Origin of the sequence: Comamonas koreensis (assembly GCF_021026195.1) — a bacterium.
GTDB lineage: Bacteria > Pseudomonadota > Gammaproteobacteria > Burkholderiales > Burkholderiaceae_C > Comamonas > Comamonas koreensis.
This window is the reverse complement of the sequence record NZ_JAJNCT010000030.1, coordinates 1-24,217: the sequence shown is the minus strand read 5'-3', so window position 1 is coordinate 24,217 and position 24,217 is coordinate 1. Positions and strand designations below refer to the sequence as shown.

The following is a 24,217-nucleotide window of genomic DNA, read 5'->3' as shown; positions in this document are numbered from 1 at the left end:
CGTCCGTGTGGATCAAGGGACTGCGCTGAATCCATTCGAAGCCAGGCTTTCTTGCCCCCGGAGACAGGGGCAAACCGGTGGTTCACCAGGCGGGCCTTCGATCACCTAGCCAAGCTGCTGCGATAAGAATTCACAACACGCACGCACACAGCAGCCCAGCCAAGCCCTTGTTGTTGAGCAGCACAGCGCCGCTGTGCCTGCATGTTTTTTGGAAGAGGGAATCTATGTCGCAACGACTAGTACGCCGTTCGGTGTTGGGGTTGGCCTTGGGCCTGGGTTTGGGCGCAGTGACTGGTGTGGCAACACCGGCATTTGCACAGACGGCGGCCGCCAAGGCCAGCAAGCTGGACGCCCGTGCGGTAGCCGTGGGCTACAGCGAATTGGTCTATGCCAACTACAGCGACAGCCTCGCATCGGCACGCGACATGCAAAAGGCCATTGCCGCCTTGCTCGCTGCCCCCTCCAAAGACACGCTGGCAGCGGCCCGCAAAAGCTGGATCGACGCGCGTGAGTTCTACGGCCAGACGGAAGCCTTCCGTTTCTACGGCGGCCCGATCGATGACGAGAACGGCCCCGAAGGCCAGATCAATGCCTGGCCCATGGACGAGTCCTATGTGGACTATGTCGAGGGCAAGCCCAACGCCGGCTTCATCAACGACCCCAAGTTCAAGATCACCAAGGCCAACCTGGCCAAGCAAAACGAGCGCGGTGGCGAGGAAAACATTGCCACCGGCTGGCATGCGATCGAGTTTCTGCTCTGGGGCCAGGACCTGTCCGAAACCGGCCCGGGCGACCGCTCGTTTGAAGACTATGTCGACGGCAAGCGCCCCCATGCCGACCGCCGCCGCCTCTACCTGAAGGTGGTGACCGAGCTGCTGATCGACGACCTGGCCAGCGTGACCAAGGCCTGGGCGCCAGGCCAGAAGAACTACCGCGCCCAGTTCGACAAGGGTGGTGTGGAATCGGTGCGCAAGATCATCGTCGGCCTGGGCTCGCTCTCGCGCGGCGAACTGGCGGGCGAGCGCATGGAAGTGCCGCTCAACTCGCAGGACCAGGAAGACGAGCATTCCTGCTTCTCCGACAACACCCACCGCGACATGGTCGCCAATGCCACCGGCATCCAGAACGTCTGGCTGGGCCAGTACAAGCGCCGTGATGGCTCGACCCTGAAGGTGGCCTCGCTGGCTGACCTGGTGGCGGCCAAGAATGCCGAGCTGTCGGGCAAGACCAGCGCGCAGATCGACAGCACGGTCAAGGCGACCGAAGGCATCCAGGCACCGTTCGACCGCGAAATCATTGGCGGCGCCGACGCACCCGGCCGCAAGCGCATCCAGGCGGCGGTGGACAGCGCCACCGAGCAGTCCAAGCTGCTGGTGCAGGCGGCCAATGCCATCGGCATCACCAAGCTGACCCTGGTCCAGCCCTGACGAAGGACCGTTGCTGCACTATGTCTGTGAAGATGAATGACAACAAGCCCGGTGGCCGCGCGCAGCGGCTGGCATGGGCAGCAGCGGGTCTGTGCGCGGCCACCGCCCTGGCGGTGGCCCTGCGCCCGGAGGCCAGCGTGGCGCAGACCAGCGCCCCCGCCGAGGCCCCCGCGCAAGACCCCAGCGAGCTGACCGGCGGCGACACCACGGTGTTTGCCACCGGCAAGAACGCGTTCTCGTTTCCTTTTGCCTCTCTGGCCGATGAAGAGCGCACGCGCTTTGTCATCGGCAACTCCTTTTTCAAGCGCAACTGGGTGGAGGCACCGGCCTCGACCCGGGCGCGCGATGGCCTGGGCCCGCATTTCATTGCGCGCAGCTGCGGCGGTTGCCACATCATGGATGGGCGCGGTGAGCCGCCAGAGTTCCACCGCACCTTGGGCCCCGATCCCGACCCCACGGTGGCGCTGCTGATCCGCCTGTCGGTGCCCGGCAAGGCCGACCCGCATGCGGGCGTGGTGCCCGAGCCGACCTATGGCGACCAGTTCAACAATGCGGCGGTGCAGGGCGTCAAGCCCGAGGGCATCGTGCGCATCCATGGCACGCCCATCCAGGGCCGCTTTGCCGATGGCACGGCCTATGAACTCATCCAGCCCCGCTACGAGCTGACCGACCTGGGCTACGGCCCGATGGCCAAGGATGTGATGCTGGGCCCGCGCATTGCGCCCCAAGTGGTGGGCGTGGGCCTGATCGAAGCGATTGCCGAGGCCGACATCCTCGCCAATGTGCAGGAGCAGGCGGCGCTGGCCGGCCCCATCAAGGGCCAGGTCAACCGCGTCTGGGATGCCTATGGCCAGCGTGAGGCGATTGGCCGCTTTGGCTGGAAGGCCAACTCGCCCAGCGTGGCGCACCAGACGGCCAACGCCTTCTCGGGCGACATGGGCATCACCTCGCGCATCTTCCCGAACGAGAACTGCACGCCAGCGCAAAAAGACTGCCTGGCCGCACCGCATGGCGGCGGCTTGGACAAATCCACCGCCGGCCGCACAGCGGCCCAGGCACGTGCCGATGCGCCCGAGATCGATGACAAGACGCTCGACGATGTGATCTTCTACCAGGCCACCTTGGCGCCTGCAGCCCGCCGCAACATCCATGACTCGGCCGTCAAGCTGGGCCAGCGCCTGTTTGCGCAGGCGCAGTGTGCCGTCTGCCACAAGCCCAGCTATGTGACCGGCCCCGGCCCCTTCCCCCGGCTGACGGCCAAGAACATTGCTGGCCAAAAGATCTGGCCCTACACCGATCTGCTGCTGCATGACATGGGCCCGGCGCTGGCCGATGGCCGGCCGGACTTTCTGGCCAACGGCCAGCAGTGGCGCACGCCGCCGCTGTGGGGCATTGGCCTGATCCAGGATGTGAACGGCCACCAGCGCCTGCTGCACGATGGCCGTGCGCGGGGCGTGCTGGAAGCGATTCTCTGGCATGGCGGTGAGGCCGAGCAGGCCAAGCAGCAGGTGCTGAACATGGACGCCTCCGAGCGCGAGGCCTTGGTCAAGTTTGTGGAGTCTCTATGACGCAAGTCGGTACCAAGCCTTGGCCTGCCAAGGCCGCGCAATCGCTGGGCAGGGCCTGCGCCCTGCTGGCCCTGGCCGCCACGGGCGGTCTTGCCCCGTTGGCGCAGGCGGCGGACACCCCCATGCCTTACTACACGGCCGCCCAGACGCTGCAAAGCCTGTATGGCCAGCATCTGCCCGCCCGTGCGGCGGCGTTTAGCCAGGCTGCCAGCGCGCAGGACCAGGCCCTGGCCAGCTTCTGTGCCGGGCCGGCCGCTGCCGCCAAAACCGCAGCGGCAGAGCTGCGCAGCCAGTGGCAGCGCAGCCATACCGCCTGGCTGCAGCTGTCCACGCCCAGCGTGGGGCCCTTGGTGGAACGCCGCTCGCTGCGGCAGATCGATTTCACGCCCATCCGTACAGCGCTGATCACCCGCGCCGTCAAAAAAGGCCCGCAGACCGCTGCCGACATGGAGCTGGTGGGCACGCCCGCCAAGGGCTTTGGCGCGCTGGACTGGTTGCTGAGCCAGGGTCTGCAGCCAGCCAGCCCCGAGTGCGCGTTTGCCGTGCAGGTGGCCAAGGCGATCAGCGCCGAGGCCCAAAGCCTGCAGGCCGCGCTGGAGCCCCTGCGCAGCAAGACCTGGAGTGTCGAAGGCTCGGAGAGCGAGCCCGAGGATGTGGCCAGCCCCGGTGCCAAGGAGACGGGCGCGGCGATCGAGGAATGGATCAACCAGTGGCTGGGCGGGCTGGAGCGGCTGCGCTGGGCGCAGATGGAAAAGCCCGTCAAGGTGGTCGAGGGCAGCAACAAGGCGCCCGCCTTTGCCCGCATCGCGATGGCCGACAACTGGCGCGAGTGGCAGACCCAGTGGCAGGCCCTGCATGCCCAGGCCTTGCTGACCCCGGCGCAGCGCCAGCAGCCGCCCGTGCCCGGCAAGGACCTGATCTCCATCGAGGCACTGCTGCTCAGCAAGGGCCATATCGCGCTGGCCCAGCGCTGGCGCGAGGCCATTGGTGTGGCCGATGCCGCGATGCCGGCCCCCGGCAAAGTGCCTGCCAAGGAGGGCGCGCAGGCCAACAGCGAGATTCTGGCGCTCGCCACCAAGCTCAAGGGCATCACCGCGCTGTACCAGGCCGAGGTGGCGCCGGCGCTCGATATTCCCCTGGGCTTTAGCGACAGCGATGGCGACTGAGGACAAACGGTGACGGTGTTATCCACATCCCTGCCCCGGCGCGCGCTGCTGCGCGGGCTGGGCGCGTCGGCGATGGGCGCGCTGGGCCTGGCCGAGCTGTCCTTTGCCAACGATGCGGGCAGTACGGCGGGTATAAGCCGGCTCGCAGCCGTCTGGCGCGATGGACCCAGTGCGATGGCGCAGGACTGGGCCGGTGTGCTTGAAGTACTGCCCCAGGCCGGCGGCGGCCATGCCTGGCGCATGGCAGCGCGCACCCCGTTGCCCACGCGCGGCCATGGCGTGCAAACCCTGCCGGGCGGCCAACTGGTGTTTGCCGCCCGCCGGCCCGGCGATTGGCTGCTGCGCTGGCAGCCCGAGACGGACGCGCTGCAATGGGCCTGGATGCAGGAGGACCGCTGCTTCAACGGCCATGTGGCGCTGGCGGCGCCCGCCACTGCACGGGCTCAATCTGGCGCAGGCCGCAGCGGCATTCTCTTCACCACCGAAACCGATCTGGAAGACAGCCAGGGCTGCATCGGGCTGCGCGATGCCGCCAGCCTGCAGAAGCTGGCCGAATGGCGCAGCCATGGCATGGATCCGCATGAATTGCTGGTGCTGCCGGCCGCGCTGGGCAGTCTGCCGGCCGGCACCCTGGTCGTCGCCAATGGCGGCATTCCCACCCAAAGCGAGACCGGGCGCAGCAAGAAATGGCTGGACAGCATGGACCCGTCCCTGGTCGCACTGCACCCGGCCGATGGGCGCCTGCTGGGCCAGTGGAAACTGCCCGACCCGCGCCTGTCGATCCGGCACCTGGCCTGGGATGGCGCGCGCCAGCGCCTGGGCATTGCGCTGCAGGCCGAGCATGACGATGCGCGGCGCCACAGCGCGCCCATCTTCGCCGTCTGGGATGGCCAGCGGCTGCTGCTGGCGCAGGACCAGCCACCGCTGGCCGGCTACGGCGGCAGCGTGGAATGCGCGCCGCTGGCCCAAGGCGGTTTTGTGGTCAGTTGCCCCAAGTCCGACTGCATGGCCTGGTTTGACGCCCAGGCGCGCTACCTGGGCAGCAGCCCCCAGGGCGATGTCTGCCCGGTGGCCCTCGATGGCGCGCGGCTATGGGCTGGCGGCGGCCACGGGGTGGCCGAGCGGACCAGCCGCAGCAGCGACCAGGCGGTGCCTGCGCTGGACACCGTGACCGGGCTGATGTTTGACAACCACTGGCGCCTGGTCGTTTAAGCCTTCCGGTTGTTAGAGCCGGTAACACGACCCAGCAAACCGAAGGTTTGCGGTTGAGACTAGGCGCCCCCGACTAGGCGTCAAGCCGCAGGCAGTACAGGCGTACGACAAGGCTTGGCAACGACGTATCAAGGGTCGTGTTAGCGGCTCTTAATCCGCAGCTTGGCTACGGCGGCGTGCCATGCCCATGTCGATGGCCAGGCCAGCCGTCCAGCACAGCCAGGCGGTCCACAAGGTGTGGCTCATGTAGTGGGCGCCGCGCATCTGCTGGCCCAGGCCTAGCAGCAGGCCCACGGCCAAGGCGACCGCCAGCCACCAGCGCGCGGCGCGTGGTGTGTCGCGGGCCAGCGCAAAATAGCCGCCGACAAAGGAAAAGCCCGCCGCCGCATGGCCGGCGGGAAAGCAGTGGCCAGCGCCGCCGTCATGCAGGCCCCAGCGCCAATGCGATACATACTCGGCCACGCCGCCAAAGATTGACAGGTCCCAGGGGCAGCTGGTGGCGCTGCTGCGCTTGAGGATTGCCACCACTGCGAGAGAGGCCAGAATGCTGACCAGCAGCTGCACCCGGCGGGCGGTGGGCAGCTTGCGCAACAGACCAAAGGGCAACCAGACGCCCAGGCTCAGCGCCAGTACCACCACCCAGCCCAGGTTGCGCATGCCCTGGTGCATATAGGCGACCAGAAAATGGTCGTCGCGCAGCGCAAAGCCCTGGGCTGTGCCCCAGAGGTGGGCCAACGCCAGGTCCTGGCCGAAGGCATCCCAGAGCGCGATCAGCAAAAAGCTGAGCACGGTGGCCAGCAGCCAGCGGGGGTTGTACCAAGGGGTGCGTGTATCGGTGAACGAGGCGGGGGGGCAGGAGGGCATCCGGCGATGCTGGGGCTGCCGGCTTAAGGGCTTCTTAATGTCCCAGGTGCAGGGCGCAGGCCATAGGCGCGCAGGCCCAAGTCATGCACAATGCCAGCCATGCGCATACTCATGGTGGAAGACGATGCCGGCATTGCAGAGGGCCTGAAGGCCAATCTGCAGCAGCGCGGCCATGCGGTGGACTGGTGCCCGACACTGGCCGAGGCCTGGCGCGCGCTGACGGCCGAGGGCTTTGACGTGGTGCTGCTGGACCTGGGCCTGCCCGATGGCGACGGCTCGCGCCTCTTGCAGCAGCTGCGCAATGCGCTGCCGCCCACGGGCCTGCGCAAAAGCCTGCCCGATCCGGCGACGCCGGTCATCGTGCTGACGGCCCGCGACGGCGTGCACGACCGCGTTGAAAACCTGGACCTGGGCGCGGACGACTACCTCTCCAAGCCCTTCGATGCCGAAGAGCTGCAGGCCCGGTTGCGCGCGCTGGTGCGCCGCGCGGCGGGCCGCGCCAATCCGCTGATCCACTACCGCGACCTGGTGCTGGACCCGGCCTTGCACCAGGTGCGGCTGCGGGACGAGGGCGTTGAGCTCTCGCCCCGGGCCTACACGATCTTGCTGATCCTGCTGCAGGCCCATGGCAGGGTGCTGTCGCGCCAGCAGCTTGAAGAAAAGCTCTACAGCTTTGATGCCTCGGTCGAGAGCAATGCGGTGGAGGTGCATATCCACCACCTGCGCAAAAAGCTCGGCGCCGACTACATCCTGACGATGCGTGGCGTGGGCTACTTCATGCCCCAGGACCAGGCATCGTGAACCTGGCGGCCAAGCCCCCGCGCCTGCCGCAGCTGCGCACCCGGCTGCTGGTCTGGATTCTGGGGGCGCTGGTGGTTGTCTGGGCCAGCTTTGTCTACTGGGCCTACCAAACCGGTATTGAAGAGGCCGATGAGCTGACCGACGGGCACCTGGCCGGCGTCGCCGCGCTGGTGCTCAACATTCCCTACAGCGCGCAAATCCCGGCGGGCCTGCCGACCGAGCGGGTGCCGCTGCCGGGGCTGCATGCGCATGACTACCAGCAGTCGATGAGCCTGCAGGTCTGGACCGCCGACGGTGACCTGGTACTCAACGTCGGCAGTGCGCCGCGCCTGCATTTTGCCGATGGACGCAGCGGTTTCTTTGATGCGCAGCTGGGCCCCAAGCACGAGGTCTGGCGCACCTTCACCCAGTGGAACACCGAACACACGCGCAAGGTGGCGGTACTGGTCAACCTGCAGGAGCGCGATGACCTGGCCGATGACATTGCCGGGCAGATGATTCTGCCGGGGCTGTGGCTGCTGCCGGTCGTCACCCTGGTGCTGGGGCTGACGATCCGCGCCGGCCTCAAGCCGCTGACCCAGCTCTCTAGCGATGTGGAGCAGCTCGAACCCGAGCAGGGCCAGCGCCTGTCCACCGGCCACAACTGGCAGGAGTTCCGGGCGGTGACCCTGGCCTTCAACAGCTTGCTGGACCGCAATGACGAGGCCATGGAGCGCGAGCGGACCTTGGCCAACCAGGTGGCGCATGAGCTGCGCACACCGCTGGCCTCCATCAGCCTGCATGCGCAGTCTTTGCAAGGCGGGCTGGACCCCGCCCAGCAGGCCCAGGCGGTGCAGCGCCTGCATGCCGATGCGCTGCGTGCCGGCCATGTGCTCAACCAGATTCTGGCCCTGGCCCGCAGCAACCGCGTGGCCTTGACCGAGCAGGCCGCGCCGGTGGACCTGGCGCAGCTGGCCCGCAGTATGGTGGCTGAGTACGCGCAGGCGGCCTGGCGCCGGGGCAGCAGTGTGGCGGTGGAGATGCCCGAGCAACTGTGGGTCAAAGGCCATGCCGTGCTGCTGGAGGTGGCCTTGCGCAACCTGGTCGAGAACGCACTGCGTCATACCCCCGAGGGCACGCAGATCGAGGTGCAGGGCGGTATCGACGGCGGGCAGTGCTGGCTGCAGGTCTGCGACGATGGCGGCCGCCTGAAAGAGAAGGCGGCGCCGGAGCCGGTGGACAGCCTGCAGCTGGGCCACCAGATTGTGCAGCGCATCATGGCCTTGCACGGGGGCGCTTTCGGGCAGCCGGAGGCGCTGGCGCCCTATACCACTTGCTACCGCCTCAGTATGCCTCTCGCCCAGATGGCCTGAGCTTGCTAAAATAGGCAGTTACCAAGCGGTTACCATGCCGCAAATATGAATCCAGGGTGTTGCAGCAACCGCTGCAGCACTCTTTCTTTGCATTAGAACGGACCCGACCACCATGCCTTTGATCTCGATGCGCGAAATGCTCGACCATGCCGCCGAAAATGGCTACGGCATCCCTGCCTTTAACGTCAACAACCTGGAACAAGTCCAGGCGGTGATGGCGGCGGCGGACGAAGTGGGCGCGCCCGTGATCCTGCAGGCCAGCGCTGGTGCCCGCAAGTATGCCGGTGAGCCTTTCATCAAGCACCTGATCCAGGCCGCTGCCGAGATGTACCCCCACATCCCACTGGTGATGCACCAGGACCACGGCACCACCCCCGAGATCTGCCAGGGCGCACTGAACCTGGGCTTTGGCTCGGTGATGATGGACGGCTCGCTGATGAGCGACGGCAAGACCCCTTCGTCCTTCGACTACAACGTCGATGTGACCCAGAAGGTCGTCGCGATGGCCCACCAGATCGGTGCCACCGTCGAAGGCGAGCTGGGCTGCCTGGGCAACCTGGAAACCGGTGAAGCCGGCGAAGAAGACGGCATTGGCGCCGAAGGCAAGCTGGACCACAGCCAGATGCTGACCGACCCCGAAGAAGCAGCCGTGTTCGTCAAGGCGACGCAACTGGACGCGCTGGCCATCGCCATCGGCACCAGCCATGGCGCCTACAAGTTCAGCCGCAAGCCCACGGGCGACATCCTGGCGATCTCGCGCGTCAAGGAAATCCATGCCCGCATCCCCAACACCCATCTGGTGATGCATGGTTCCTCGTCGGTGCCCCAAGAGCTGCTGGCCATCATCAACCAGTACGGCGGCAAGATGAAGGAAACCTACGGCGTGCCCGTCGAAGAGATCCAGGAAGCCATCAAGTACGGCGTGCGCAAGATCAACATCGACACCGACATCCGCCTGGCAATGACCGGCGCGGTGCGCAAGTTCCTGGCCGAGAACCCCGACAAGTTCGACGCCCGCGAATGGCTCAAGCCCGCCCGTGAAGCCGCCAATCAAGTCTGCAAGGCCCGCTACATCGAGTTCGGCTGCGAAGGCCAGGGCGGCAAGATCAAGGGCTACAGCCTGGAACAGATGGCCAAGAAGTACAGCGCTGGCGACCTGGCCCAGTTGGTCAAGTAAATCTGCCTGCCTTGCCAGTGCCTTAGAACCTGTTCAAAGTCTCTACGCAGCCGCGTTGGAGTGCAATCGGGATGAGTTCGAAGGGCTGGTCCGCAGCTTGCACCGGGGTGCAAGCAAGGGCCAGCGCGAAGAAATCGCCCGATTTCACTCCAACCCGTAGGGACAGTGGCTTGGCGGGCGGTCTGCGTCGTTGCAGCGCTTGCCAATAGCTGGCTATTGGCTGCGCACTGCGCCTAGCATCCCATCCCGCAAAGACACTGTCGCGGCGCGAGGAGACTTTGAACAGGTTCTTTGCGCTGGCCTCCAAAGCCTGCAAAGCTTGCGCATTGCAGGCTTTTGCTTTGCGCCTACGCGATGCAGCGATAACCGCACACGCGCACTGCGGCCGGTGTTTTTGCAAAATGCCATGCATCGCAAACAAAGGAGCGCACAGCATGCAGACAAGCCATTCCTGGGACCTGGATCTGGTGGTGATTGGTGGCGGATCGGGAGGCGTGCGGGCCGCACGCATGGCGGCAGCGCGGGGCGCCAAGGTAGCGGTGGTGGAGTCCAAGGCCATGGGCGGTACCTGCGTCAATGTGGGCTGCATCCCCAAAAAGCTCTACAGCTACGCCGCCGGCTATGCCGAGGCCTTTGCAGAGGCGCGCGGCTATGGCTGGCAAATGCCCGAGGCGATTGCGCTGGACTGGCAGGCGCTGAAGGCAGCGCGCGCGCAGGAAATCTCCCGCCTCAACGGCATCTACGAAGGCCTGATGCGCAATGCCAAGGTGGAGCGCATTGCCGGCCATGGCCGTCTGACCGATGCCCACACCGTGGTCGTTTCTGCCGATGGCGCCGATGCGCGCACCCTGACCGCAGCCCATATCCTGATCGCCACCGGCGGCACGCCGGTGCACCCCGATCTGCCGGGCAGCGAACATGTGATCGTCTCCGACGACATGTTTGACCTGGCGCAGCTGCCGCGCCGCCTGGTGGTGGTGGGCGGCGGCTATATCGGCTGCGAGATGGCCAGCATCTTCCACGGCCTGGGCGTGCAGGTGAGCCTGCTGCACCGGGGCGACCAGATTCTGCGTGGCTTTGACGACGAGGTGCGCAGCTTTGTCGCCGAGGAAATCCGCAAGAGCGGCGTGGACCTGCGCCTGAAGACCGAAGTGAAGGCTATCGCCTGCGATGCCGCCAGCGGCGAGCGCACACTGACCCTGGCCGATGGCACGGAGCTGAAGGCCGACCAGGTGCTGTATGCCACCGGCCGCAAGGCCAATGTGGCCGGCCTGGGGCTGGAGGCACTGGGCATTGCGCTGGACAAGAGCGGCGCCATCGTCGTCGATGCGCAGCTGGCCACCGCCCAGCCGAGCGTGCATGCGCTGGGCGATGTGGTGGGGCGCATGGAGCTGACCCCGGTGGCGCTGGCCGAGGCCATGGCCTGGGTGGACCATATTTGGGGGCCCGAGGCGGGCAAGGCCGCGCGGGTGATGGACTACGACAACATCCCGACGGCAGTATTCACCCATCCGCAGATCGGTACCGTGGGCCTGACCGAGGCCCAGGCCCGCGAACGCCATGGGGCGGTGCGCATCTACCGCAGCGATTTCAAGCCCTTGCGCCACACCCTGTCGGGCCGCAGCGAGCGCTGCCTGGTCAAGCTGGTCGTCGACGACGCCAGCGACAAGGTGCTGGGCCTGCATGTGGTGGGCGCCGATGCGGCCGAGATCACCCAGGGCTTTGCGGTGGCCCTCAAGGCCGGCGCCACCAAGGCGCTGTTTGACCAGACGATTGGCATCCATCCGACGATGGCCGAAGAGCTGGTCACCTTGCGCGAAGTAAGCCGCAAGTAAGCTTCAGATCGCGGTAGTTGCTGCTTTGCAACATCTTATAAATTCTCTCTATAAAGGCCGCGTGTCTCGGGCATGATACGCGCTCTTTACAGAGGAGATACATATGAAGGAGTGGGTGTATCCGCGCGAGCGGACGCTGGGCGCCATCACCCTGGTTCTGGGTCTGTTGGCATGGTTGCTGATCTTGTTGCTGTCCCTGGGCACGGTGCTGATCTACCTGCTCATCGGTTTCATTTTTTATCTCTTTGCGCAGTCGGCATTGATTGCCTGGCTGCGTGGCACGGCCGTGCGCCTGTCCGACGAGCAGTTCCCCGAGCTCTATCTGCAGTACCTGCAATGCTGCAAAAAGCTGGAACTGGTCAACCCGCCCGAGGCCTATCTGCTGCAAGGCGATGGGATGATGAATGCCTTTGCCACCCGCTTTCTGGGCCGCAACTTCGTCATCGTGCTGAGCGACACGGTCGACGCGATGCGTGCCATGCCCGACGGCATCAACTTCTACTTCGGCCATGAGCTGGGCCACATCAAGCAAGGCCACTTGACCGGCCACTTCTGGCGCATGCCGGTGCTGTGGCTGCCGCTGATGGGCGCGGCCTACGCCCGGGCCCAGGAATACACCTGCGACCTGCATGGCCGCGCCTGCTGCGAAGGCTCGGAATCGGCCGGCCGCGCGCTGTCGGTGCTGGCTGCGGGCGGGCAGAAGTGGAAGACCATCAACCTGGTGCAGTATGCGCGCCAGACCATGGCCAACCGGGGCTTCTTCCCCGATCTGCATGAGCTGTTGGGCGGCTACCCCTGGCTGACCAAGCGCGTGGCGCGCATGATCAGCCCGGGCATCAAGATGCCGGGCCGCAACCCCTTCTCCTATCTGTTTGCGCTGTTTGTGCCCTATGGCGGCCGGGCCGGTGGTGGCGCGGTGGGCCTGCTGATGGTGATCGCGATCATCGGTATCGCAGCCGCAGTGGCCATCCCGGCGCTCAAGGGCGGAGCCGGTGGCGGCGCCTTCAGCCAGATGCTGATGCAAGGCATGCAGTCGCAAAAGGGCAAGGAGGCCTTCGAGAAGGAATGGACCCAGGCCGAGCCGGTGCGCCAGGCGCTGTCGCGCTACTACCAGACCTATGAGGAAGTGCCTGACTCGCTGGCCGACGCCGGTGTGTCGCCCGAGCAGGAAGGCAGGCTGATGTATGACAGCGACGACATGTCGCTGACTGCGCTCACCATCCATGGCCAGCTGGAGATGCAGCCCATGCAGGGCGAGGGCGGCAAGGTGGTCTGGCATTGCAGCGCTGATGGCGCGGCGCAACAGTATCTGCCAGCCAGCTGCCAGAGCAAGTGAAGCATTTAGATACATTCACTGCCAAAGTCTCCTGATTCAGCCCGGCGGCCTCGGACAGAATCCGCAACGGCCTTGCTATGATGCAGGGCTTGGCGGTGTGGCACAGGCCGCGCTGTCTGTTGGCCGCCGCTACTGTTTTCAGGATCCGCTTATGTCTTTTTCCGCTGCCCGTTCTCTGTCCTGGCTGGGGTGCGCCGCCGCAGCCGTGGTGCTGAGCGCCTGCGCGCCGCTGCCGTCGCATGTGGAGCCGGTAGGCCGCACTTTGGTGTCCATGGACCAGAACAGCGACCTGCGCTGGACCTACTGGGGCACCGACAGCGAGGTGCTGGATGTGCTGCCCGAAGACCTGGCCAAGGACAAGCCGCTGCAGGCCAGGCTCTGGCAGATGCGCACCAAGCTGGGCGAACTGGTCGGCGTGATGTCGCTGCGCTCCAGCGTCGATGACCTGAACAACCGCAACACCGTCTGGACCCAGGACTGCCCCAAGCAAAAGGGCGTGCTGGTCGAGCGCACCCAGGGCCTGAACATTGGCCGCGTGGACTGCCTGCGCATCAAGCGCACCGCCAACAGCAGCGATTGGCTGGCGCAGAACGATGCGGCCATGGCCTCGCGCCTGGAGGCTGCCGGTGTCTACTTTGCGCGTCCGGTGGCTTATGTGTCCTACCAGTTCACCACCAGCAATGGCGGCTATGTCGAAGCGCAGGTGCTGGTGGACCAGCGCCTGGTGCGCCCGCCGATCCGCAGCAGTGTGGACTTTCTGGCCGCCGGCCGCTCGCTGGACCGCTGGGCCCAGGACCTGGCCCGCTCCATGCGTGAGAGCACCGGTTACTTCAACGGCGTGCTGACCGTGCCGCCTTTCCCGTACGAGATCGACCAGCAGCCCTACTACGAGACCAAGCAGGATGACTCCGATGTGCTGTTTGGCAAGGAAAAGCCCAATCCGCAAGCCACTGAGGACAAAGCAGCGTCGGTGGTCGCACCTGCCGGGGCAGCACCAGCAGCGGCCGCAGCCGCTCCTGCCAAGCGCTGATCGCATCCTCTGCCCAGCAGCAGCCATGACCACCGTCATGGCTTTTTTTTAGCTTTTTACGGGTATATCCAGACTTGGAATGGGCCGAGAATTTGCACAATAGTGCGAGATCGAACAACATGGCTCAACAGCAGGCTGTGCGCACAGGGCGCCGGGACTGGCTGTATGACCGACAGGAGACTTGTGCATGACCGAACGCCCATGGCTGGCCGCTTACCCATCAGAGATTCCCGAGGACATTGACCCTGAGCGCATTCCAACCTTGGTGCAGCTGCTCAACCAGGCCTTCATCCAGTACGCCGACCGCACGGCACTGCACTTCATGGGCGCGCGCTTCAGCTACCGCCAGCTCGATGACTACAGCGTGGCGCTGGCCGCCTACCTGCAGACCCTGCCGCTCGCAAAGGGCGACCGCGTGGCACTGATGATGCCCAATGTGCCGCAGTATGCAGTGGCCGTCGCCGCCGTGCTGCGCGCCGGGCTGGTCGTGGTCAATGTGAACCCGCTCTACACCGCCTCGGAGCTGGACCACCAGCTCAAGGACAGCGGCGCCAAGGTGATGATCGTGCTGGAGAACTTTGGCGCCACCGTGCAGAATTGCCCGGCCCACCGCCAGCTCGACCAGATCATCGTCTGCAGCATGGGCGATTGCCTGGGCCTGATCAAGGGCAGCATCGTCAACTATGTGGTGCGCCACAGCAAGAAGCTGGTGGCGCCTTTTACGTTGGAGCGCAGCATCCGCTACCCCGATGCGATCAGCCAGGGAGAGCGCCATACCTTCTCGCCGGTCGATGTGGGCCCCGACGACATGGCGGCGCTGCAGTACACCGGCGGCACCACCGGCGTGGCCAAGGGCGCAGTGCTGCTGCACCGCAACCTGGGCGCCAATGTGCTGCAGGTGCAGGCCTGGTACGGGCCGGCGCTCAAGACCATCCCGCAAGGCGAGCAGCCGCTGTGCGTCTGCGCGCTGCCGCTCTACCACATCTTCGCGTTCACGGTCTGTTTTCTGCTGTCCATGCGCCTGGGCCACCATGTGCTGCTGATCCCCAACCCGCGCGACATGAAGGCGGTGCTGGGCGAGTTGGGCAAGTACGAGTTCCACACCTTGCCAGCGGTCAACACCTTGTTCAACGGCCTGATGAGCCACCCCGATTTCGACAAGGTGAACTGGAAGAACTTGCGCGTGGTGGTGGGCGGTGGCGCGGCGGTGCAATCGTCCGTGGCCGAGCGCTGGCTGCAGCGCGCCGGCCAGCCCATCGTCGAAGGCTATGGCCTCTCGGAAACCAGCCCGGTGGCCAGCTGCAACTTTGTCGGCACCGGCCAGAAGGCCTCGGGCTCCATCGGCTACCCGATGCCGGGCACCGACATGGCCATCCTCGACGATGCCGGCGAGCCGGTGGCGCAGGGCGAGCGTGGCGAGGTCTGCATACGCGGCCCGCAGGTGATGGCCGGCTACTGGCAGCGCCCCGACGAAACCGCCAAGACCATGACCGAGGATGGCTTCTTCCGCTCGGGCGACATCGGCATCATGGAGCCCGATGGCATGTTCCGCATCGTCGACCGCAAGAAGGACATGGTGCTGGTGAGCGGCTTCAACGTCTACCCCAATGAGGTGGAAGACGTGGCCGCCTCCTTCCCCGGCGTGGCCGAATGCGCGGTGGTCGGCGTGCCCGACGAGAAGACCGGCGAGGCCATCAAGCTGGTGGTCGTGCGCAAATCGGCCGATGTGACCGAAGCGCAATTGCGCGCCCATTGCGCCGAGCACCTGACCGGCTACAAACGGCCCAAGTACATCGAGTTCCGCGACAACCTGCCCAAGACCCCGGTCGGCAAGATCCTGCGGCGCGAGCTGCGCGACGAAACCACCAAGGCCTGAGCAGGGCGGCGGCGCTGAGCTATAGCGTCCTCACCGCCAACCCACCCGACAAAGCGGAGATTGCAGCGACAATCTCCGCTTTGCTGTTTTCTGGATGCCGACGTGACCCTTGCCATTCTCAGTGCCCTTCCCGAGGAACAGGCCGGCATTGCCGCGCTGCTGGTGGATGCCCACAGCAGCGACCATGCCGGCCGCCGCTATACCTGCGGCCAGCTGCATGGCCATACGGTGGTGCTGGCGCTGTCGGGCATCGGCAAGGTGGCGGCAGCCAGCACGGCGGCCACGCTGATCGAGCGCTTTGGCGCACGCGGCATCGTGTTTACCGGTGTGGCCGGAGGCCTGGGCGAGGGCGTGCAGGTGGGCGATGTGGTGGTGGCCAGCAGCTATGCGCAGCACGACATGGATGCCTCGCCGATCTTCCCGCGCTACGAGGTGCCGGGCTATGGCCGCGCACGCTTTGACTGCGATGCCGCGCTGAGCGCCCAGCTGTCCGTGGCGGTGCAGCAATGCCTGGCCGGCGGCGCAGCCGCCTGGACGGCCGAGCTGGGCCTGCCCGCGCCGCAGATGCACCGGGGCCTGGTGGTCAGCGGCGACCGTTTTGTCAGCAGTGCCGCCGAAGTGCAGGCCCTGCGCAGCGGCTTGCAGGCGGTGGGTATGGATGCACTGGCCGTCGAGATGGAGGGCGCCGCCGTCGCCCAGGTCTGCGCCGACCATGGCCTGCCGTTTGCAGCCATGCGCAGCATCTCCGACCGTGCCGATGACAGCGCGCACCTGGACTTTCCTCGCTTCATCCATACGATCTCCAGCCGCTATGCGCAGCACATCATCGGCAGCCTGCTGCGGAGCTTGCCGGCCCGCTGAATGGCCCGCCCGGTAGCGCGGGTGACTGTGCAGCGCGGCAAGCCTGGTCACAATGGCGCGCTGCCTTGATCTGACCATGCCCCTTTTTTCCGCTCCATCCTTTGCGCCCGGCCAGGTGCTGACCACCTGCAAGCTCGGCCTGGGGCAGATGCTGTCCTGGGGTTCGGCTTTCTACCTGCCCGCGATCCTGGCCGGTGCGATGGGTGAGAGCCTGGGCATACCGCCATCGCGCATCTTTGCCGCGTTCTCGCTGGCCTTGCTGATGATGGCGCTCACCGGGCCAGTGGCCGGGCGGCTGATTGACCGCTGGGGCGGGCGCCCGCTGCTGATGGCCACCAACCTCTGGTTTGCGCTGGGCCTGGTGCTGCTGTCGCAGGTGCAGAGCCAGGGCCAGCTGTTTGCGGTCTGGCTGCTGCTGGGCCTGGCGATGGGCGCCGGGCTGTACGAGGCGGCCTTTGCGACCTCGGTGCGCCTCTACGGCAAGGCAGCACGGGGCAGCATTGTCGGCATCACCTTGTTTGGCGGCTTTGCCAGCACCCTGAGCTGGCCGCTGACCACCTGGCTGCTGCACAGCTGGGGCTGGCGCGAAGCCTGCCTGGTCTGGGCGGGCGTGCAGTTGCTGGTATTGCTGCCGTTGCATGCGAGCCTGCCCCGCGCGCCCGCGCGTGCCAGCGCCGATGCGGTGGTGCCACCAACGGGCTTGCCGGCGGCACCCGCCGCGCCTGCCGCTGCCTTGCGGGGCCAGTGGCTCAGCCTGGTCTTGCTGGCGCTGACCTTTGCGGCGATCTGGTTCATCGGCACCTCGATGATGTCGCATCTGCCGCGCCTGCTGATGGTCAGCGGTGCCACGGCCACGGCGGCCGTGGCAGCGGCGGCGCTGGTGGGGCCCGCCCAGGTGGCGAGCCGCATTGCCGACTATGCCTTTCTGCGCCGCGCCCATCCGCTGTGGTCGGCGCGCATTGCCGTCATGGCCTATCCGCTGGCGGCCCTGGTGCTGGGGGTGTTCGGGGCCTCGGGCAGCTGGGCTTATGCGCTGGCCTTTGGCCTGGGCAACGGCATCATGACGGTCGTCATCGGCACCTTGCCGCTGGCCATGTTTGGCGCGCAAGGCTATGGCCAGCGCCAGGGGCTGCTGATGGTTCCGGCCCGCATGACCCAGGCCAGCGCCCCTTTTCTGTTTGGCCTGGCACTGGAGCAGTGGCAGCTGGGCGCCCTCTGGGTGCTGATGCTCGCCGCCTCGATGGCCGCAACGGCGCTGTGGTGCCTGCGGCCCAAACAGGTGTAGCGCGCGCGGGGGAGAGTTACTTGAGCCAGCCGCGCTTGCGGAAGTACATCATGGGTATCAACGCGCTGCCCACCATCAATGCAATGCCATAGGCATAGCCATACTGCCAGTCGATTTCTGGCATGTACTTGAAGTTCATGCCGTAGACGCTGGCGATCAAGGTGGGCGGCAGCAGCGCGACGCTGGCCACCGAGAAGATCTTGATGATCTTGTTCTGGTTGATGTTGATGAAACCGACGGTCGCATCCATCAGGAAGTTGATCTTGTCGAACAGGAAGGCCGTGTGGTTGTCCAGCGATTCGATGTCGCGCAGGATCTGACGCGCGTCCTCGAACTGGTCGGAGTTGAGCATCTTGCTGCGCATGACGAAGCTCACGGCGCGGCGGGTGTCCATCACATTGCGGCGAATGCGGCCATTCAAGTCTTCCTGGCGCGCAATGGCCGAGAGCACTTCGCTCGCGTGGGTGTCAGTCACATTGCCGGCCAGCACCTGGGTGCTGACTTTTTCCAGGTCGTCGTAAATGCCTTCCAGGGTATCGGCCGAGTACTCTGCATCGGCATCGAACAGCTTGAGCAGTACATCCTTGCTGTCCTCGATCAGGCCGGGCGCGCGGCGGGCGCGCAGGCGCAGCAGGCGGAACACCGGCACATCTTCATCGTGGATGGAGAACAGCACGCCATAGCTTTTGAGCGCGGCATTGTGCAGGTTCATGATGAAGGCCACGCGCACGCTGCGCGGATCGTCTTCGTCATCGATCAGGAAGTCGCTGCGGATGTGCAGGTCGCCATTGTCTTCTTCGTAGAAACGGGCTGATTCCTCGATGTCCTGGTCCATCGCGTCTTCAGGAATGGACAGGCCGTAGTGCTGCTTGATCCAGCGCTTTTCTTCGAGGGTGGGGGATTCAAGGTCCACCCAGATAGGCTGAAAACGGGCCAGGTCCTGCAGGGATTCGATTTCTTCCTGCACCAGACGGCCATTGGCAAGCGTAAAGATGTTGAGCATAGGCTCACTTCCTTGTTGTTATTGGTCTGCAAAAGGGGGGCGGGGGACGCTTCCGACCCTTGTGCAGCCATGTGCTTGCCAGGGTGGAAGCTACCAACTAGGGTAGGGATCCAAGGAGAGACTCCGGTTTGTGAATGGGCGCCATTATGGCATTCCCGCATCAGCTGCGCATGACGATGCGCTTTGTCCGGGCGCAGCGTTGTCAACACCCCACGCCAGTCGCTGTCAGTGGGTGCCTACATTCGCCAATGGGCGGGTAAATCGCGGCCTATTGACAGCAGATTGGCAGGTTTGTGAAGAAAAATTAACGCCCGGCCTGGGCCAGCGCGAAGCACAGATCGGCCCAGGTCGCTGCCTTGGCCTGGGGGGTGCGCAGCAGGTGGCTGGGGTCGTAGCTGACCACGGCGGGCAGCTGGCTGCCGCCGATCTGGTGCAGCTGCTGGCGCAGGCTGGAAAAGGGCTGGTCGCCCGGCATCAGATGGCGCACCGCCGGCAGGCCCAGCAGCAGGGCCATCGCGGGCTGGCATTCCTGCACCAAGGCTTCGATGCTGTAGCTCGGCAGGCCATCATCGCCTTCCTGGTTGGCGGGGATGCGCGCCAGCGGCACCCAATAAACGGGGGCGTCCGTCAGGCGCATGGCCCGGAGCATCTGCAGCAGCAGCTGGCAGGCTTCACCCTGCTGGGGCGCGCCTTCGGGCAGCTCGGCCACCACCAGCCAGGCGGGCTGGGTGCTGGGCACCGGTGGCTGCTGCTTGCCTTGCAGATCAAGCAGGACCGGCGCACGCAGCGCAAATCGCACACGCGGAAAATCGGCCGGCAGTGCCTGCGGGGAGGTTGGTCGGGCGGCTGCCGTGGGGGCGCGCGCTGGCGCAGCGGTTGGCGTGGGCTCTGCAGCGGCAGCAGGCGCGGCCGCCTCCTGGAGGGCAACTGCCGGCGTCACCGGTGCAACTGGTGCCGTGGGCACAACAGCTGGGGCAGGTACCGCCTCTGCGCGCGATGGTGGTGCAGCCACAGGCGCAGGAGCCGTAGATGTCTCAGGCGCCGCCTGGGCGGCAGGCGCGGGCGATTCGGGCCACCACAGCGGGTGGCCCATCTCTTGCAGCATGGCGCGTTGGCGGGCGTCCAGGTTCAGGCTCATGGGGTGGTAGGCAGCAGATAACGCATGACCATGGCGTCCTCGCGTTCGACATGGGATACCGGATAGTAGCGCTTTCGCAGCCCTACCGATTCAAATCCAAACTGCAGGTAGATCTGCTGGGCGCGCAGATTGCTGATGCGCACCTCCAGCCAGATCGCCTGGGCCCGCACGCTGACGGCCCAGCTGCGCAGCTGCTCCAGCAGCACCTTGGCCCAGCCCTGGCGCTGGTGCTGCGGGTTGACGGTGATGTTGAGCAGATGCAGCTCATCGACGCCCTGCATGGCGACAAAGTAGCCGATCAGCGCCTCGTCGACCCAGAGCAGCTGCATTGCATAGCCCATGGCCATGGAGTCGATGAAGTTGCCGCGCGTCCAGGGGTGGCTGTAGCACTGGTTCTCGACCGCGAGCAGTGCGTCCAGGTCATCGATGCGCAGCGCGGACCAGCGCAGCTGGGGCGTGGCAGACAGGCTCATGGCGCACTGCCTGGGTTGCTGGCGGCCTGGGCTTGTTTTTCTGCCTCGCGTTCGGCCGTGGTCTTGGCCACCTTGTCGCGGATGTAGAGCGGCAGCGCATCCTGCGCCGCCACCGCCTGGCCCTGGGCCAGCAGGTAGGGCGCCAGGCTCAGCAAGGCCTGGGCGGTGGGCATGGCCTGCAGATGGGTGGCATCGGGCGCCAGGCGATCGCCATAGATGGGCTGGGCATTGCCGGCCACCACAAAGCCCTGGGGCACCTGCACATCCTGCGGCGGGCAGACCTGCAGATCGCCCAAGGTCTGCCAGTGGCCATCCACATACTGGTAGACCGCGTTGTAGACCTCGTCCATGCGCGCATCCAGACAGGCCAGCACCTGGGTGCAGCCATGCTGCAGGCGGGCTTCTTCGGCCACAGCCATCAAGGTATCGACCGGCAGCACCGGCACGCCCTGGCCGCCCTTGGCCACAAAGGCCAGACCCTGGGCAATGGCGCAGGCGGTGCGCAGGCCGGTGAACGAGCCCGGGCCCCGGCCAAACACAATCGCATCCAGCGCGTCAAAGCTCAGGCCCGCATCGGCCATCAGGCCACGCACGGCCGGCAGCAACTGGCTGGAGGTGTGCTGGCCGCCGGCACCGCTGTGCAGCCAGCGCTGGTCATCCCGCGCGGTGGCAATAAAGAGGGTGTCGGTACTGGATTCGAGGGCAAGCAGGTTCATGGGGTAGGGCGCGCGCGGGCGCTGTGCCAGCGCCCGGTTTCAGCCCCCGTACAGGGGCGGCAACCTGCCATTATCGGGGCAAAGCCAAGGCTGCATGCCGGGCTTGGGCATAGCCGCTAGACTGCTGCCCATGCAACAGATTTCTTCGATGGCGCCCCTTTCTCCGTCCCTGGCAGGGCTGAACCCAGGCCGGTCCGGCGGCAGCGGCCGCTGGCTGCTCCCGCTCGCGATTGCGCTCAGCCAGGTGGCCTGCGCCCAGACCCCGGCCGCCCCGGCTGCCGACCCGACGCCCAAGCCGATCCGGCTGGCCCAGCCCGTGGCGGTAGCGCCCCAGGCAGCCACGGTACCGGCCAGCGCAGCTATGCAGGCCCCTGCCGCAGCCGCCAGCGCCTGGCCTGCCGACCGCCTCCCGGCCGAGGTCGAAGCCGCCCTGCAGCGCGGCAAGGTGGCACCCGATGCGGTGTCGGTGGTGGTGATGGATGTCAGCGGCGCCCAGCGCCCGCTGCTCGATGTGCACAGCGATGTGGGCCGCAACCCGGCATCGGTGATGAAGCTGGTGACCACCTATGCGGCGCTCGAGATCCTGGGCCCCGCCTACACCTGGGACACCCGCATTGCCACCGACGGCCAGGTCGCCCAGGGCGCCCTCAATGGCAATCTCTATGTCCAGGGCTCGGGCGATCCCAAGCTGGTGATGGAGCGCCTCTGGCTGCTGCAGCGCCGCCTGCTGGGCCAGGGCATCCAGGTCATCGTCGGCGATGTGGTGCTGGACCGCTCGGCCTTCTCGCTGCCGCCCATCGACCCCGCACGCTTTGACAACGAGCCCTACCGGCCCTACAACGCCGTGCCCGATGCACTGCTGCTGAACTACAAGTCGCTGACCATGCGCTTCATCCCCGATGCAGCGGCCGGCGTGGCCCGCATCGCCTACGAGCCGGCCGTTGCCCATCTGCGCCTGCCCAGCACCGTGCCCCTGCTCAAGACCAAGGGCAATGCCTGTGGCGACTGGCGCGGCGCGCTGAAGGCGCAGCTGGCCGATGCCACGCAAATCCAGTTCCTGGGCGGCTACCCGGCCGCCTGTGGCGAAAACAGCTGGGCCGTGGCACCCGCCGCGCCCGACCGCTTTGCGCCCCGCGTGTTTGAAGGCATGTGGCGCGAGCTGGGCGGCAAGGTCACCGGCCAGGTGCGCATGGGCACCACGCCCGACGGCGTGCAGCCGCTGATGAGCTTCAGCTCGCCCACCCTGGGCGAGGTGGTGCGCGACATCAACAAGTACAGCAACAACGTGATGACCCAGCAGGTGTTCCTGACCCTGGGCAAGGAACGCGCCGGCGTCGGCACCTTTGAAGGCGGCCGCCAGGCGGTGGCGCAGTGGTGGAGCGAGCGCGTGCCCGGCATGGTGGCGCCCACCATCGACAACGGGGCAGGCCTCTCGCGCGACGCGCGCATCACCGCCGGCTCGCTGGCCAAGATGCTCTCGGTCGCCTGGAACTCCAACGTCATGCCCGAGCTGATGGCCTCGATGCCCATCGTCGGCGTGGACGGCACGATGAAAAACAGCAAGAGCGCCCACACCGGTGGTGCCCACCTGAAGACCGGCACCCTGCGCGATGCCTCGGCCATTGCCGGCTATGTCAATGGCCGCGACGGGCGCCGCTGGGTGGTCGTGGCGCTGGCCAACAGCGACAATGCCCCACAGGCGCGCCCCGCCTGGGATGCGCTGATCGACTGGGTGGCCGCCCAGTAACGCGGGTGGAGCGGGCAGGTCGGGAAAAACCTGCCCGCCACCAAGGTTGGGTCCCTGCTGTATCGGTGTACATTGCGCGTTGGAGCGTGGTCACCAGCCATAAGGAGCCCTGCATGAGCCTGCCGTCAAAGACCTCACTGTTTGCAGCAGCCAAGAGCTGGGATGCAGGTTTGTTGGCCCAATGGCTGGCGCAAGCGCCCCAGTGGGCCCATGCAGTGGACAGCAAGGGCCGCACCGCCCTGCAGGTGGCCTGTGGCGTATCTCCGCAAAGCTCCCAATCCGCCGATACCAATGGCCTGGAAACCGCAGCCACCTTGCTTGCCGCCGGTGCCGTGCTGGAGGCCGAAGCCCCGATGGGCGAGTGCAATGGCGACTTCCGCGCCACCGCGCTGTGGTTTGCTGTCGCCCGGGGCGAGAACCTGCCACTGGTCGAACTGCTGCTCTCGCACGGTGCCAATGCCAGCTACTCCCTATGGGCCGCCGTGTGGCGCGATGACGAAGCCATGTGCCGCGCGCTGCTGCAAGCCCGGCCCTTGCTCAACCTGCGTGAGCATGGCGAAACCCCCGTCTTCTATGCCGCCCGCCTGGGCCGCCTCAAAACCCTGGAACTGCTGCTCGACGCCGGCGCCGACGTCTCGGTGGCCGACTTCAAGGGCCGCGACGCGGTTGATATCGCCGTGGCGCGGCGCCTGCCGCAGGCGCTGATCTACCGCATGCAGCAGTTGCGGCAACCTCGGCTGGCCTGATTGGCCGCTGCGCAGCGCTTTGCCCTGGTCTCGGCGCTAACCGGGCATTTCATGATGCTGTCTTTGTAGCTATTGGCTGCAAACGCCTTACGACTGCACCTAGATCCGCGTCCACTTCACCATCCACGGCTTCAATTGCCTCAATGGTCAAGTTGTTTGCGGTCTGCAGCAGCGTCTTCTGAGACCGTTGTGTCCGCCTAACTCTCCGTCAGTTTCATGTAAGTGTTGTCTATTCAAATGCGCTACTAAATGCAATAAAACTATCAATAATTAAAAATAAGTAGTTATTGGTTATTTGAATGCATTTAAATGGGCGTGGCATTCAGTTGCGAGTGGGCCCAGCTCCGCCAGATGGGACACTGAGAATGCATAAAAACATGAGGGGCCGCCCGCTGTTTACCAGCTGGGCGACGGTGGTGGGCATCTTTGTTTTGGGGCTGCTGTACTCGATCAGCAGTGCCTTTGCGCAGGCTGCGGATGCCGTGTGTGCAGAAGTCAAAATTGTTATTGAGCAAAAGCTCTCGCTGGAGCGTCAGGCGTTTGATGCCAAGATGGTCATCACCAATGGCCTGGCAGACCAGAAGCTGGAGAACGTCTCCATCGA

Annotated in this window: 21 protein-coding genes; 16 read left to right on the top strand and 5 right to left on the bottom strand. The window is 65.9% G+C overall.

Annotated elements, in window-relative coordinates; translation table 11 throughout:
- Positions 1-224: 224 nt before the first annotated feature.
- From LPW39_RS20740 to LPW39_RS20725, 4 genes are read left to right on the top strand one after another with little or no spacing between them, the layout of a single operon-like run.
- The gene (locus tag LPW39_RS20740; RefSeq protein WP_230779560.1) at positions 225-1,427 is read left to right on the top strand and encodes an imelysin family protein; all 1,203 of its coding nucleotides are present in this window, start codon (positions 225-227) and stop codon (positions 1,425-1,427) included.
- Between the two features lie 20 nt (positions 1,428-1,447).
- Positions 1,448-2,995, top strand: coding sequence for a di-heme oxidoreductase family protein (locus LPW39_RS20735; RefSeq protein ID WP_230779555.1), 1,548 nt, complete (start codon positions 1,448-1,450; stop codon positions 2,993-2,995).
- Positions 2,992-4,161, top strand: coding sequence for an imelysin family protein (locus LPW39_RS20730; RefSeq protein ID WP_230779552.1), 1,170 nt, complete (start codon positions 2,992-2,994; stop codon positions 4,159-4,161). Before LPW39_RS20735 ends, LPW39_RS20730 begins: the two co-directional genes overlap by 4 nt.
- A 9-nt stretch (positions 4,162-4,170) precedes the next feature.
- A complete protein-coding gene (locus LPW39_RS20725; RefSeq protein ID WP_230779549.1) occupies positions 4,171-5,373 on the top strand; it encodes a DUF1513 domain-containing protein in 1,203 nt (400 codons plus the stop codon).
- A gap of 150 nt (positions 5,374-5,523) precedes the next feature.
- Here the strand turns inward: LPW39_RS20725 and LPW39_RS20720 are convergent, their stop codons facing one another.
- Positions 5,524-6,237, bottom strand: a complete 714-nt coding sequence (locus LPW39_RS20720; RefSeq protein WP_230779546.1) for a phosphatase PAP2 family protein — start codon at positions 6,235-6,237, stop codon at positions 5,524-5,526.
- Between the two features lie 99 nt (positions 6,238-6,336).
- On the opposite strand from LPW39_RS20720, the gene LPW39_RS20715 reads away from it, so the two are divergent.
- The 9 genes from LPW39_RS20715 (at position 6,337) to LPW39_RS20675 (ending at position 17,790) form a co-directional block, all read left to right on the top strand.
- Entirely contained in the window at positions 6,337-7,038 is a 702-nt protein-coding gene (locus LPW39_RS20715; protein WP_230779542.1) for a response regulator transcription factor, read from the top strand.
- 2 nt (positions 7,039-7,040) lie between these two features.
- A complete protein-coding gene (locus tag LPW39_RS20710) occupies positions 7,041-8,390 on the top strand; it encodes a histidine kinase dimerization/phospho-acceptor domain-containing protein (RefSeq protein ID WP_269075911.1) in 1,350 nt (449 codons plus the stop codon).
- Positions 8,391-8,502: 112 nt separating this feature from the next.
- Positions 8,503-9,567, top strand: coding sequence for a class II fructose-bisphosphate aldolase (fba, locus tag LPW39_RS20705; protein WP_230779535.1), 1,065 nt, complete (start codon positions 8,503-8,505; stop codon positions 9,565-9,567).
- Between the two features lie 434 nt (positions 9,568-10,001).
- Entirely contained in the window at positions 10,002-11,402 is a 1,401-nt protein-coding gene (gorA, locus tag LPW39_RS20700; protein ID WP_230779533.1) for a glutathione-disulfide reductase, read from the top strand.
- Positions 11,403-11,505: 103 nt separating this feature from the next.
- A complete protein-coding gene (locus LPW39_RS20695; RefSeq protein ID WP_230779530.1) occupies positions 11,506-12,738 on the top strand; it encodes a M48 family metallopeptidase in 1,233 nt (410 codons plus the stop codon).
- A 151-nt stretch (positions 12,739-12,889) separates the two neighbouring features.
- Positions 12,890-13,768 (top strand): hypothetical protein, encoded by an 879-nt coding sequence (locus tag LPW39_RS20690; protein ID WP_230779528.1) that lies wholly within the window; start codon positions 12,890-12,892, stop codon positions 13,766-13,768.
- A gap of 187 nt (positions 13,769-13,955) precedes the next feature.
- Positions 13,956-15,644: an AMP-binding protein gene (locus LPW39_RS20685; RefSeq protein WP_230779525.1), complete on the top strand. Its 1,689-nt coding sequence runs from the start codon at positions 13,956-13,958 to the stop codon at positions 15,642-15,644.
- Between the two features lie 102 nt (positions 15,645-15,746).
- Positions 15,747-16,505 (top strand): 5'-methylthioadenosine/adenosylhomocysteine nucleosidase, encoded by a 759-nt coding sequence (locus LPW39_RS20680; protein ID WP_230779522.1) that lies wholly within the window; start codon positions 15,747-15,749, stop codon positions 16,503-16,505.
- 76 nt (positions 16,506-16,581) lie between these two features.
- Positions 16,582-17,790 carry an MFS transporter gene (locus LPW39_RS20675; protein WP_230779520.1) on the top strand — a complete coding sequence of 403 codons (1,209 nt, stop codon included), beginning with the start codon at positions 16,582-16,584 and terminating at the stop codon, positions 17,788-17,790.
- Between the two features lie 16 nt (positions 17,791-17,806).
- On the opposite strand, the gene corA is transcribed toward LPW39_RS20675, so the two are convergent.
- The 4 genes from corA to tsaB all read right to left on the bottom strand — a co-directional run bounded on the left by corA (position 17,807) and on the right by tsaB (position 21,120).
- Positions 17,807-18,793, bottom strand: coding sequence for a magnesium/cobalt transporter CorA (gene corA / locus LPW39_RS20670; protein WP_230779518.1), 987 nt, complete (start codon positions 18,791-18,793; stop codon positions 17,807-17,809).
- 304 nt (positions 18,794-19,097) lie between these two features.
- Positions 19,098-19,931: a uracil-DNA glycosylase family protein gene (locus LPW39_RS20665; protein WP_230779515.1), complete on the bottom strand. Its 834-nt coding sequence runs from the start codon at positions 19,929-19,931 to the stop codon at positions 19,098-19,100.
- A complete protein-coding gene (gene rimI, locus LPW39_RS20660; protein WP_230779512.1) occupies positions 19,928-20,404 on the bottom strand; it encodes a ribosomal protein S18-alanine N-acetyltransferase in 477 nt (158 codons plus the stop codon). Before rimI ends, LPW39_RS20665 begins: the two co-directional genes overlap by 4 nt.
- On the bottom strand, positions 20,401-21,120 hold the full coding sequence (gene tsaB / locus LPW39_RS20655) for a tRNA (adenosine(37)-N6)-threonylcarbamoyltransferase complex dimerization subunit type 1 TsaB (protein ID WP_230779509.1): 720 nt from the start codon (positions 21,118-21,120) through the stop codon (positions 20,401-20,403). Before tsaB ends, rimI begins: the two co-directional genes overlap by 4 nt.
- A gap of 361 nt (positions 21,121-21,481) precedes the next feature.
- On the opposite strand from tsaB, the gene dacB reads away from it, so the two are divergent.
- The 3 genes from dacB to LPW39_RS20640 form a co-directional block, all read left to right on the top strand.
- A complete protein-coding gene (gene dacB, locus LPW39_RS20650) occupies positions 21,482-22,867 on the top strand; it encodes a D-alanyl-D-alanine carboxypeptidase/D-alanyl-D-alanine endopeptidase (RefSeq protein ID WP_230780287.1) in 1,386 nt (461 codons plus the stop codon).
- Between the two features lie 113 nt (positions 22,868-22,980).
- Complete coding sequence (locus LPW39_RS20645) at positions 22,981-23,613, top strand: ankyrin repeat domain-containing protein (RefSeq protein ID WP_230779506.1); 633 nt, start codon at positions 22,981-22,983, stop codon at positions 23,611-23,613.
- A gap of 377 nt (positions 23,614-23,990) precedes the next feature.
- The coding region (locus LPW39_RS20640; protein ID WP_230779503.1) for a hypothetical protein at positions 23,991-24,217 on the top strand (227 nt) is incomplete at its 3' end.